Source organism: Nitrospira sp., assembly GCA_024998565.1.
Lineage (GTDB): Bacteria > Nitrospirota > Nitrospiria > Nitrospirales > Nitrospiraceae > Nitrospira_A.
In genome coordinates this window covers 219,652-231,629 of sequence record JACOEM010000007.1, presented here as the reverse complement: position 1 = coordinate 231,629, position 11,978 = coordinate 219,652, and the positions used below count along the sequence as shown (strand labels likewise).

Genomic DNA, 11,978 nt, shown 5'->3' with positions numbered 1-11,978 from the left:
TGCGTCGTTCGACTCGAACAGTGCACAACAGGAAATCAGCCGCAAACCGGCTCCAGTGGCCGAATTATAGGCAGTCGATTCGACTGAATTCAATTCCCGCCTTCCAGTCCTGTCTGTTCGCCATCCCTGCTGTAGCGTGCCCTGCATCTGTTCTGTATAATGCGCCATGCCAACAGCACGTCATTGTCGGCGCAGTACAGCCCGTCCATCCAGCATGATCGGACATTCGGAAAGCAGTCAGGCGAAGGCATTTGGAGGCTCACACCGACCGTACCTTCTCCTGACTGCACTGTCACTGGCGCTTCTTTCTCCTGCCGTCGCTCTGAGTCAGCCCGTGAGCTACAAACCGGGTTCCACCATGCAGCCCGTCGCCCAGCCGTCACGCACGTCGTCGGTGTATATCGGATCCGTCATGGCCCTGCTTGCCACGTTTGAAGACGCCGGCATTCTGCCTCCGGAAGGCACGCCTCAGGCCAATGGCATCATCAAGGCCGTCATTCAGTTTCAATCGGCGTTCTTAAAAAGTACTCATCCCGCAATCCGGCAATTCTTTACCGATGCTCATCGCGTCACACTCGGCCCCCGCGCCGAGGAGGTTGAGACCGCCTTTCGACAGACTGGCTGGTCGGCGGACACCTTCGACGCAGTGATGACCGCCGGTCACACCGACAATGTCTGGAATACCGAGGGATTGAGTGAGGGATTCCGTGAATTCAATATCGGCAAGCCGGACTTCGATATTCTTGCGCGCCTGTATGAACAGAGCAGCGCCGCATTCTCCACACAGGGCAAGACCTTTCAGCAGGTCTATACCCAACGTCGCCGGGAAATGCCCGGCGCAAAGTCGGAATGACCGTCCGTCAGTAGCGAGTGCCGGCGATATCGATCGCACTTTTTCTCACGATGTGTAGCCCGAGGAGGCATCATGGCAACGAAAGCGTACATTCTCATCAAGGTCAAGGCAGGCAAAGGCAAACCGGTGCTCAGCGCCCTGAAAAGCATTGCCGGCGTGGAACAAATTCACGCTTGTTTCGGCCAACCCGACATTTTTGTCTTCATCAATGTGGCGGACGAACGGGCGCTCTCGGATGTCGTGATTACACGCATTCACGCGATCGAGGGCGTGGAAGAAACCGACACGCACATCGTGGCGGAAACGTAGGTTACTCGTACTCGACCGGCACAACCCGGCCACCCTGCCTGGCCGAAGCGTAACAGGCCTCAGCAATTTCCACCGCGCGCTTGCCGTCTTCGATCGTCACCGGAGGCGGCAAGCCGGTGCGCACGGATCTCACAAAGGCGCGGAGCGTCCCGAGCACGGTCGGCTCCGCAATGCTCGACCAGTTGCCGGCCCCATGCCTGGCAGAGACCTGCGCCACTCGCTGCCCGCACCAGTCCGCCGATAACTGCCCTTCGCTTCCGATCAACTCGACTCGCCCGACCCGTCCGGACGACACCCGCGACACATCCACAAGGCACACCAGACCGCTAAGAGTCGTCAAACGGCCGAGAACCCGACGCTCTGCGGCAACCGGCGGCACCACGTCCATCTCACAAGACACCGTATGAATCTCGTCTCCAGTTAAGACACGAGCCAGGTCCAAGAGATGAATGCCGGTCTCGAGCAAACAGCCGCGTCCGCCGAATCCCCGCCCGTCTTCACTCATCCCATGAGGCTCCATGCGACTGGCCAGGCTCAGATATTGGAGGGCGCCGATCTGTGCCTGTCGCTCACGCAGCAGCCCCACGGCGACATCAAACCGTAACGTCTGCGCAGTCATCATGATCTGCCCGCTTTTCAGCGCGGCCTGTGCAATGACACGGGCGTCGGTTGCCGATATCGCCAACGGCTTCTCAACCAACAGGGCTTTCTGCGCCTGTACCACAGCCAGGCAGATCTCCCGATTGAGTTCCGGCGGAGTCACGACGACCACAGCCGCCACCTGAGGATCCGCGATCAACTCGTGATAGTCGTGGTAACAGGGCACGGCCGGCGCGGATGCCAGACCATGCCCCCCGGCGGTTCGACGACGGCTGACCGCCGCCAGACGTGCTTCGGGCAAGTCCTGCAGAAGATGCTTGGCGTAGCGGCTGCCATGATGACCGACGCCGATCAGTCCGATTCCAAGGGGTACATCCGGTTTGTGAGACATCGTTGTGGCGCACTCTACCGACCGTCCGGCGACGGGTCAATATGCCTCGCAGCCCAAGCTCTCGCCTCGATTGACAACGCCCAAATACGCTCCCTATAGTACCGGAGGAATTCGCCCAAGCCGACGTCAATCGAGAAAGGATTTCATCGCCCATGACTACTCAGGCAGCACCCTTTTCACTGGACCAGATCGGAACCGGCACGGCTCGCTTCCCGAGTGGTATGGCAATTCCCACCGCGACGGATGCCATGGTGGATCCGTACATCCGCACGCGCGTAAGCAAAGACGTGCAGGTGGAATGTATCGAGTTCTGGCCGCAAGATAAGACCGCCTACCCTGGTATCGTGCTGTTGCATGACTGGTGGGGCCTGAACTCTCAGATCACAGACCTCGGCGCCAGATTGGCCTGCGAAGGCTACGGGGTGATCATTCCCAAGTTATACGGGCGGCTGGGCGGGATGGTCACGGCCAACAACGAGGTGGCCGAAGCACTCATGGCCAAGTGCAATGAAAAGCTGCTGCTGCAGGACATCAACACCTGCTGCGAATATCTTAATACCACCCAACACATCAAGCGCAATATCCATGGCGTCGTCGGATTCGGGATGGGTGCCAGTCTGGCAATCCGGTTCGCCTGCCAACGCAAGCGGCTGCGAGCCGCCGTCGCCTATTACGGAAAGGTCACCGCTCCCGACCAGCTTCCAAATATGATGAGTCCGTTGCTCTATCACCAAGCCGAACAGGACACCTGGGCGACGCAGCAGGATGTCGATCATCTCCGGGCCGCCGCAAGCCAAGGGAAGCGCATCGAGATCAAGACCTACCCCGGGGCCTCTCACGCCTTCTGTGACGAGACACGTCCGGCCGGCTACCAGGCAGAGGCCACGGCGCAGGCATGGGACGCCACCGTCGCATTTCTCAAATCGTCATTTCAGGGAACATAGCGGACACTGATGGGCCAGGCACGCCGGTCATGGATGGCCGCCGCACAGTGCCTCTCGCCCGCTGCTCCGCACGCACGGAAAGTATTTGCACTCATGCCGAATCATTCAGTTCGCACCCTGCTGATTGCCTGTTGTGTCACCGCCTTGCTGACGGCGTCAGTCGTTGCCGAAGCCGACGAACCGCCGCCACAAGCCAAACCGACTCTGGTCAATCGCCTACCCGCCTTTGACGACCTGGTGCGGGCCGATGCCGCATCGCTGGCGGCCCTCCCGACACAGGGCGATTCGTTAAACCTGTTTAAAACGGTCGTCGGGCCTCAACTGGGGTTGAACGACGTTGCCATGACCCTCGGAGCCAAGGGTCTCACGCCCGCCATGAGCCAGGAGCTCCTGATCTCCGATCTCACGAAGTCGGCCAATGAACTCGTGCGGGGACTTGCCGCATGGCAACTGACACAAGCCGCCAAAGATGCCGATCCCTCCGCGGGACCAGAACAACGAGAAACCCTTCAGAGACAAATCGAATCCCAGATGACCTGGTTGACTGAAGGCACGACCATTGAGACGCCTCTGCGCCGGCTGTTGATGCTGCTCAAAGAATCCCCGGCACAGGAAGCAGCCGCCCCCCTACAGGGAACGATCGCCCAAATCGAAATATGGGCTATCGATACCGTACATCGGGAATGGTTCCGTCTGTACAATTGGAAAGATCAGGTCCGTCAGCAGCGTGGCCTCACGCGATTGTGCGGCACGTGGCAATGGTCGATTCACAATCATCAGAATCATCGGGAGGAAAAGACGGCCGTGATCTTCGCCCCCGCAGGAATCGCCTCGTCGACCAGTCCTGCGGAAATTACCGTCCTTGGCGACAGCGTCTATTTGCGATGGGAAACCAGGGCGGGGGTGCAGGAAGACAGTCTGCTATTTTCCGGAGAAGGCCAACGCCTGGAAGGAACATTTGTGAATACGGCAGGCGGATGGGGATCGATTACCGGTAAACGTACCGCGACTTGCGTAACGGACGGAGGGGGAAAACCTGCGCCGTCACCCCGTCGCCAGCATCACTGAACACGTCCCGCTCGCCAGGCGGTCCAGGCCACACAGGCCCATCCGGAAATAAAGGAGACACCGCCGAGGGGAGTCAACGCCCCCATCCACTTGATTCCCGCCAGCGCTACGATATACAAACTGCCGCTGAACAGGAGAATTCCGGTGCAAAAGAGCCAACCGGCCTTCACCGCCAGCGAATCGTCCGTCTCACGAACCAGCCAGGCTACGACAAACAGGCCGAGAGCATGGTACATTTGGTAGCGTGCCGCCGTTTCATAGACGGCAAGCATGGAGGGATCCAGAATCGACTTGAGCGCATGGGCGCCGAAGGCACCTGCGGCCACGGATGTTGCAGCAAACAGGCCGCCGAGACACACAAACCTGAACGAGCGCGCCGACACGGCCATACGATCCTCCTAAGCAGCCACGGCCCTTGGCAAAGGCACGGCGCGCGATTCTAACACGACTCTCGCTGAAAAATGGGCACACCTACCCCGCTTGAATGTCCCCGTTGCTTAATGGCGAATCCTGACGCCGTTCAATATTGCGAATGCGGCTATGACTTTACGCCGCACTTCCAGGGATTCCCCATAAAACCCGCTTCCGACACGACGGCTCGCAAACGCCTGTTCCCGGACGAAATGGGACGCGGCAGTTTTCTACTCGGTATTCTGCTGATCTGGCTGGCCCTCTCTGTCGGCGAGCTCTATCGCATACGCATCGAACTGCCGCGCCGCCCGAAGATGGAATTAGGGCTCAGCAGTCTGATGGTCGGCATGACCGATCTTGCCGCCGCGCTCGTCGTCGGGGCGATCGGTTGGGCCTGCGTGTGGATTGTGCTGGCAGCTCAGAGCAAGCGGGACGGAAGTCTCTGCCCGAAGCGCACCACGTTCGTCGTCACGTTGGTGGCTGCCGGCGTGCTCTTCGTGACTCGAACGATCGACCCGAGCGTGCTTGTCCAACACGTGATGCAAATTCTGTTCGTCCTGGCTATTGCGATTGCATCGTATTATGCAGGGTGTCGAAACTGGCTAGGGAAATGGTGATCGATCTCCGGCCGATGTGGCTTCCGATGACCGAACCTGCATCGCGGAGAGACGTTGCCGCGGAGACGCGAGGAAGATCGAATCGTATCGACTGCGACCGCGTTACTTTTGGCAAAAATAGAGATAGAAGTCGGCGAATTCCTCAGCAGGAATGCCCAAATGAACTCGTTTCGTCGTATTGCCGCACAGCAAGCTCCACTCCGCGGCAATCTTTGCCAGTTGCTCATCGTTCACACCGTGCGTGCTCCACAGATTGACCGACGCAGAACTGAGCACAACGGTGATCGTCTGCAGTGACGGCCCATAGCTGAACTTGAACTCATACCCGCCTCGAAACAAGAGGATCACACCTTCACGGGATCGAAACCCTCGATGCCTGCACTGCGTGCACACCAGTACGTCCAACCCGGTATAAGGATCGTAACCGGAGGCGTCGGTGCTCAGGAGCCCGTTGCATTTGTGGGTCGGACAGCGGAGAGGGGTCGGACCGTTCGATGCGATCAGGTCAGGACCAGGAACTGCTCCTGCGGGTGGTTCCTGGGGATCTGTCGGCCCTGAAGAATTATCGTGCGGCACAGTGACCTCGGCGGTGCGTTGTACCATCCCTGAATCTCCCGCAAGAGCGCGTCAAAAGTACGATGCCACGGTCAACTATGGCAAGTATATCAGACATCGTCATATGCCCAGGACGCGGAATACACCGGCAAATACCCTTCTGAAAACGGTCCGAAACCTAGAAGATCGATGAGTGCACAGCCCCACTCTAGCACGTTGAGTTTCTTCATAAAGGCTTTTGACGGGGCTCAATGTGTGCAGAGAATGGTTCGCACATCGCACCGGCTCAAATTGCAAGCTGGCAGGTCCTGTGACCCTCTCAATCACCATTGACAGAAACAGTCTGCTCATGTATCCATTGGATACATGAGCCCTGAAGAATTCAAACGCGCCAGATTGGCTCTCGGTCTCACCCAACAAGCCCTTGCGGACCAGCTCAAACGCAAGCGGCTCGCCATTGCTCGCTATGAAGGCGGGACACGCACAATCCCCGGCGTCGTCGAAGTGGCGCTGCAATCCTTCGCACAGTCATCCCGGATTCCGCTCGTCGGGGTTGTGGCTGCAGGCGATCCCGTCGAACCCATCCCTCAAACCGAACGCATTGAGGTCCCCAAGAGCATGCTCGGGCGAGGAGAAACCTTTGCTTTGCGGGTCAAGGGAACCTCCATGCGCGACGACGGCATTCTCCCCGGCGATGTGGTCGTCGTACAGAAACAAGATGTGGCTCGAAACGGCCAAACCGTGATTGCCCTTTTGAACGGCGAGGCCACGATCAAGACCTATCACCGTACAGCAGGCGTAATCGAGTTGCACCCGGCCAACGAAGCCATGACGCCTATCCTGGTGCACGAAACCGACACGTTTCACATTGAGGGCATTGTCGTCGGCGTGATCCGGCATCTGAAACGCTAGGTGCGCTCATCAGACCGCGTGAGCGAAGACCATGGATCGTCAGATTGTCTGCTTTGCCATCCCCTCTCTGCAAATCGCGCTGGCGCGGTTGAGCCAGCCATTACTCAGAACCCGTCCGCTCGCGATCGCCACGATCGACACTCCTCGTGCGCTTCTTCGTGAGATCTCCACCGAGGCGGAACAAGACGGCCTCCACGTCGGCATGACACTCGACCGAGCGCGCCGCCTCTGCCCGTCCCTGCACGTTCGTCCCCCGAATCCTCGCCAGGTTGCCACAGCCAACCATTCGATCCTCGGTGTGATCCAGCGGTATGCTCCGACCTGGGAGCCCTTTCTTCCCGGTTCTCTCCTGATGGACCTCACCGGGACCACACGCCTCTTCGGGTCAGCCTGTGATGTGGCGGCCACAATTCAAGCGGAGGTGCTCACACAGTTTCATCTCGAAGGCGTGGCCGGCGTGGGAAGCAATAAACTCGTCGCCCAGACAGCCGCGACCCTGGTGGAACCCTCCGAACTCTACGATGTCCGATCGGGATCGGAGCGCTTCTTTATGTCCCCTCTGTCGATTCGAGCCTTGCCCGGCGTGCATCGCCCCTGCATGCGCACGGTACTGAAGCGATTGCACGATCTCAACCTCCGCTCGTTGGGAGACGTGGCAGACAGCCCTCTAGACGCCCTCGAAGCGGCACTGGGCAACTATGCCGGACAACTATCCCGATGGGCACAGGGCATCGACCCAACGCCGGTCCTTCCGCCGGTCGCCCATCCGGTCCTGAACGACACCGTCACCCTTAACCCCGATGAGGTGGACGATGCACGGCTCCAGGGACGACTGGCAGATAGCCTGCAAAGACTCTGTCGCACCCTCCGTAGCCAACACCGGATGTGTGGCGGGCTCTCCTTGACCCTTCGCCACAGCGATCAGCGCGAGGTCACCTCGAAGGCGCGGGTGATTCCGGAGACCTGCTGGGAGATCGATCTCTCCGGACTGCTCCAGGGGCTCTTTCAGCGCGCCTTCCGGCGGCGTATCCGTCTTCGCGTGATGACGGTCACGTTGACCGACCTCACCGGCTTTGCTGAGCAGGGATCGCTGTTCGAAGAACGGCCACCGGAGGAGCAATGGGCTCGTAACCAGAGTCGGCGACTCGCCGTCGCCCTCGACCACCTGCATCAACGGTTCGGTGAACAGGCGATCCGTTATGGGAGAACGCAGTGAATGTCGTCCGGCTTCGTGCATCTCCACACCCATTCATCCTATTCGCCCATGTGGGGCATCCCGACGCTTGAAGCCCTCTGTCAGGCCGCTCGAACACAGGGGCAGAACAGGCTTGCCCTCACCGATACCAACGGTCTGTATGGAGCCATCCGGTTTTTAGAGGTCGCGCAGCACGAAGGGTTGAAACCGATCCTTGGGGCTGAACTCGTTCATGAGGCACACCGGGCCGTGCTGCTGGCCAAAACGCCGGCTGGTTATGCCAATCTCTGCCGACTTCTCTCCGCTCGTCACGAGGAGAGCACCTTCGATTTCATCTTTGCGGTGGCAGGCTATCGAGCCGGGTTGATCATTCTGTCCGACGACCTGTCAGCATTAAAAGCTTGGCGCAAGGATTCCCCGAAAGATTTGTATGTCGAACTTTCTCCGGGATCGGATATCCAGGAGGCGCTCACCTTCAGCCGGGACAACAGGCTGCCGCCGGTGGCCACCACCCGCGCCGCCTGCCTTCATCCCACAGACTTCGAGGCGCATCGCCTGCTGCGCGCCATCGCCGACAACACGACATTGTCCCGGCTCCGGCCGGAGCACTGTTGTGCGCCATCCCACTGGCTCATGCCGCCGACAGTCATTGAGCGGTATCTGCCGCATGTGTCCGAAGCGCTTACCAACAGCCGGCGTATTGCCGACGACTGTTTCACCGACTGGACCTTCAAAGAAACGATCTTCCCCTCGTTCCGTCAACTTTCGACAGAAGCTGCATTTGAGTCGCTGCGCACGAAGACCTACGAGGGCGCACAGCGGCGCTATGGCGCCCTATCCGAGACGGTGCGGCACCGGATCGAAGCAGAGTTGGCGGTGATTCGAGAAAAACGCTATGCCGACTACTTTCTGGTGGTCGATGAGATTGTCCGGGAAGCGCCTCGTACCTGTGGACGAGGATCCGCAGCCGCCTCAATCGTCTCTTATTGTCTGGGCATCACCCATGTCGATCCGATTCGGCACAATCTGCTGTTCGAGCGCTTCCTGAACCCAGGCCGGCATGACCCGCCGGATATCGACATCGACTTTCCATGGGACGAACGTTCGAAGATTCTCGAACGGGTGTTTGCGCGCTATGGGGCAAAACAAGCGGCGATGGTCGCCAATCAAAATACCCTTGCCCCGCGTGCAGCCATGCGTGAGATTGCCAAGGTCTACGGCCTACCGGCCGCTGAGATCGGCAAGGCGCTGGATCTGCTTCATCGACGCGCCGATTTCGTGAATGTGACCGAGGATTCGGCCTTACAAACCTGGGCAAACGAAGTCTGTCGCGCCCTGCAATTGCGCCCACCCTGGCCGGACATTCTCTTCCGGGCCGGACAACTGCAGGGACATTTCCGCCATCTCAGCCTCCACCCCGGCGGAGTGGTCTTGGTTCCCGATGAGATCCGCCGGTATGTTCCGGTGGAAACCTCTGCTTCCGGTTGGCCCGTCATTCAATGGGAAAAAGACCAGACTGAGGATGCGGGGCTGGTCAAAATCGACCTGCTCGGCAATCGTTCCCTCGCCGTCATTCGTGATGCCCTGGTTGCCGTCCACCGCAACACCGGCCATCTGATCGACTACGAACTCTGGGATCCGATCAGCGATCCGGTCACGCAGGAATTGATCCGCCGCGGGGATACAATGGGCTGCTTCTATGTCGAGTCTCCGGCAACCAGGCTCCTGCTCAAAAAGCTGTGGACGACCATGCCGAAGGCACGCCGGGCCCACGCGGATGTCTTTGAATATCTGGTGGTCGTGTCTTCCATCATCCGTCCCGCCGCCAATGTCTATGCCGATGACTTTGTCCGCCGATCCCACGGCCATCCCTACCGCTCGTGGCATCCCTTGCTGGATGAGGTCTTGGCTGAGACGCACGGGATCATGGTCTACCAGGAAGATGTGATGAAGGTGGCGGTGGCCTTGGGCGGATTCTCCGCACACGACGGCGATCAGCTGCGCAAGATCCTCAGCAAGAAGCATAAGGAACGGCAGCTGCGAGACTATCAGCGACAGTTCTACGAAGGGGCTGCGGCACGAGACGTTCACCGATCGACGACCGGCAAGATCTGGGCCATGATCATGAGCTTTTCAGGCTATAGCTTTTGTAAGTCGCACAGTGCGAGCTACGCCCAGGTGTCCTTCAAATCGGCCTACTTGCGGGCACATTATCCGGCCGAGTTCCTGGCCGCCGTCATCAGTAACCAAGGCGGGTATTATTCGGCCTTCGCGTATCTGTCGGAGGGACGGCGCATGGGGCTCACAATCCTTCCACCGGACATCAACGCCAGCGACTGGCCCTATCGTGGATCGGACCAGGCCGTCCGGGTTGGCCTGATGCAGCTCAAAGCCTTACGCAAAGAGTTCGCTCAGAGGATTGTTGTGGAGCGGCAGAATCACGGTGCCTATCGCTCGCTACAAGATTTTCTCGTCCGAGTGAATCCTGAGATCGCCCAGGCCACGCTGCTCATCAAATCGGGCTGCTTCGATTCCATCGCCGGAGAACTGACCCGACCGGCGCTGATCTGGAGGCTCTTCGCCGCCCAGTCAGGGAAGCCTGCCGGTTATCTGCCGATTCCACCGGAGTACTCGGCTCAGCAGAAGCTCGACCATGAGCTGGAGCTGTTCGGCTTTCCCCTGAGCGGACATCCACTGGAGCTCTTTACAAACGTGGTCGCGGGCCTGTCGCATCTCCCGGCACGGGACCTGGCACAACATGTCGGGAAGCACGTGACCCTCCTCGGTTGGATGGTAACGGAGAAAATCGTGTCCACGAAGCAAGGCGAGCCGATGGAGTTTGTCACCTTTGAAGATCAGACCGGCCTGTATGATGCCACCTTTTTTCCCGACATCTACCGGCGGTGCTGCCACCTCCTCGCCTCAGATCAGGCCTACCTCGTCACCGGTGTGGTGGAAGAACATTTTGCGACCGTGACGGTCACAGTCACACGACTTCGCCCCTTATCCGCTCCCGACGCAGAGGATACCATCGTACTTGAGGAGGACGCGGGAGAACCGTACACTGAGCGGCATGACACTCTCTCCCCTGATCCGCTTCGGCACCTCCACCTGGACCTATGAAGGCTGGAAGGGGCAGATCTATACTCGCACCTATACGAAAACCGGCTTCACACGCGACTGTCTCGGGGAATTCTGCCAATATCTCTACAAAGGCGAGCCACTCTTTCGCACCGTGGGGAATGATGCGACATTTTACCGGCCTACCATGGTCAACCAGCTCATCCGTTATCTAGGTCAGATTCCGGAAGACTTCGAGATGTGCGCCAAGGTCTGGGAAGAAATCACCATCCCCACCTATGCCACACATGCCAGGTACGGGATCAAAGCCGGACAGCGGAATCCGAACTTTCTCAACGCGGACGCCTTCATCAAGCTGGTTTTACAGCCCTATCGGGACGCACGATTCGGCCCGCACGCAGGGCCGTTCCTATTCGAATTTCAACGCCACGGACTGTCCGTCCAAGAATTCTGCAGCGGATTAGACGGGTTCTTCGCACGCCTGCCGAAAGACTTTCGGTATGCCGTTGAAATCCGGAATGCGGGGATGCTGGGCCATCAGTACCACGAGGTGCTCAGGCGACATGGCGTGGCGCATGTTTACAATCACTGGACCTTCATGCCGTCCCTCGCCGAACAGCATCAACGGATGGGGACCTTTACCGCACCGTTCAGTGTGTTTCGTCTCCAGACCCCGCTCAAGATGACTCACGAGGCGGCAAAGACACGTGCCGAACCGTACAACAGGATTGTTGGTGAGTTGCCGGAAATGCGACAGGACACGGTACGGCTCGTTCGACAAGCAGCCAGCGAAAATCGAACCACCTATGTGCTGGTCAACAACCGGGCGGAAGGCAATGCGCCCCTGACGATTCAAGCCCTCGTAGAATCACTGCGCGAGTAAGGGCACCTTCTGACAGTATGATGTTGGCCCATAACCTGCTTCCCACGCAGGCGCCCGCCAATTCGACCCGGCTATCCCCGCTCTGAGTGCTCGATCACCACGCGCCACCGGACAATCCAGCCCAGGGCTCATTCGACAAGCCCATACCATTATCCCGCT

At 59.1% G+C, this 11,978-nt stretch carries 12 protein-coding genes; 9 read left to right on the top strand and 3 right to left on the bottom strand.

From position 1 onward, the window contains the following. The first annotated feature begins 334 nt into the window (after window positions 1-334). Both H8K11_13235 and H8K11_13230 read left to right on the top strand, forming a co-directional pair. Window positions 335-853, top strand: a complete 519-nt coding sequence (locus tag H8K11_13235; GenBank protein MCS6264711.1) for a hypothetical protein — start codon at window positions 335-337, stop codon at window positions 851-853. A 72-nt stretch (window positions 854-925) separates the two neighbouring features. Then, a complete protein-coding gene (locus tag H8K11_13230) occupies window positions 926-1,162 on the top strand; it encodes an Lrp/AsnC ligand binding domain-containing protein (protein MCS6264710.1) in 237 nt (78 codons plus the stop codon). Between the two features lies 1 nt (window position 1,163). Here H8K11_13230 and H8K11_13225 read toward each other — a convergent pair whose 3' ends face one another. Next, window positions 1,164-2,153: a Gfo/Idh/MocA family oxidoreductase gene (locus H8K11_13225; protein MCS6264709.1), complete on the bottom strand. Its 990-nt coding sequence runs from the start codon at window positions 2,151-2,153 to the stop codon at window positions 1,164-1,166. Between the two features lie 152 nt (window positions 2,154-2,305). On the opposite strand from H8K11_13225, the gene H8K11_13220 reads away from it, so the two are divergent. Then, on the top strand, window positions 2,306-3,097 hold the full coding sequence (locus tag H8K11_13220; GenBank protein ID MCS6264708.1) for a dienelactone hydrolase family protein: 792 nt from the start codon (window positions 2,306-2,308) through the stop codon (window positions 3,095-3,097). A gap of 93 nt (window positions 3,098-3,190) precedes the next feature. Continuing rightward, on the top strand, window positions 3,191-4,165 hold the full coding sequence (locus H8K11_13215) for a hypothetical protein (protein ID MCS6264707.1): 975 nt from the start codon (window positions 3,191-3,193) through the stop codon (window positions 4,163-4,165). Here the strand turns inward: H8K11_13215 and H8K11_13210 are convergent. Then, a complete protein-coding gene (locus H8K11_13210) occupies window positions 4,159-4,554 on the bottom strand; it encodes a DUF423 domain-containing protein (GenBank protein MCS6264706.1) in 396 nt (131 codons plus the stop codon). The two genes, H8K11_13215 and H8K11_13210, sit on opposite strands and share 7 nt — an antisense overlap. Before the next feature lie 111 nt (window positions 4,555-4,665). Here H8K11_13210 and H8K11_13205 point away from each other — a divergent pair, with 111 nt between their 5' ends. Further along, complete coding sequence (locus tag H8K11_13205) at window positions 4,666-5,193, top strand: hypothetical protein (GenBank protein ID MCS6264705.1); 528 nt, start codon at window positions 4,666-4,668, stop codon at window positions 5,191-5,193. A gap of 102 nt (window positions 5,194-5,295) precedes the next feature. Here the strand turns inward: H8K11_13205 and H8K11_13200 are convergent, their stop codons facing one another. Beyond that, window positions 5,296-5,796, bottom strand: a complete 501-nt coding sequence (locus tag H8K11_13200; protein ID MCS6264704.1) for a hypothetical protein — start codon at window positions 5,794-5,796, stop codon at window positions 5,296-5,298. A gap of 318 nt (window positions 5,797-6,114) precedes the next feature. Between H8K11_13200 and lexA the strand changes: the two genes are divergently transcribed. From lexA to H8K11_13180, 4 genes are read left to right on the top strand one after another with little or no spacing between them, the layout of a single operon-like run. Then, window positions 6,115-6,660, top strand: coding sequence for a repressor LexA (lexA, locus tag H8K11_13195; GenBank protein ID MCS6264703.1), 546 nt, complete (start codon window positions 6,115-6,117; stop codon window positions 6,658-6,660). Window positions 6,661-6,691: 31 nt separating this feature from the next. After that, window positions 6,692-7,876, top strand: a complete 1,185-nt coding sequence (locus H8K11_13190) for a hypothetical protein (protein MCS6264702.1) — start codon at window positions 6,692-6,694, stop codon at window positions 7,874-7,876. Then, window positions 7,877-10,978: a DNA polymerase III subunit alpha gene (locus H8K11_13185; protein ID MCS6264701.1), complete on the top strand. Its 3,102-nt coding sequence runs from the start codon at window positions 7,877-7,879 to the stop codon at window positions 10,976-10,978. Beyond that, window positions 10,929-11,819, top strand: coding sequence for a DUF72 domain-containing protein (locus tag H8K11_13180; protein ID MCS6264700.1), 891 nt, complete (start codon window positions 10,929-10,931; stop codon window positions 11,817-11,819). The genes H8K11_13185 and H8K11_13180 overlap by 50 nt, the downstream gene beginning before the upstream one ends. Window positions 11,820-11,978 lie beyond the last annotated feature (159 nt).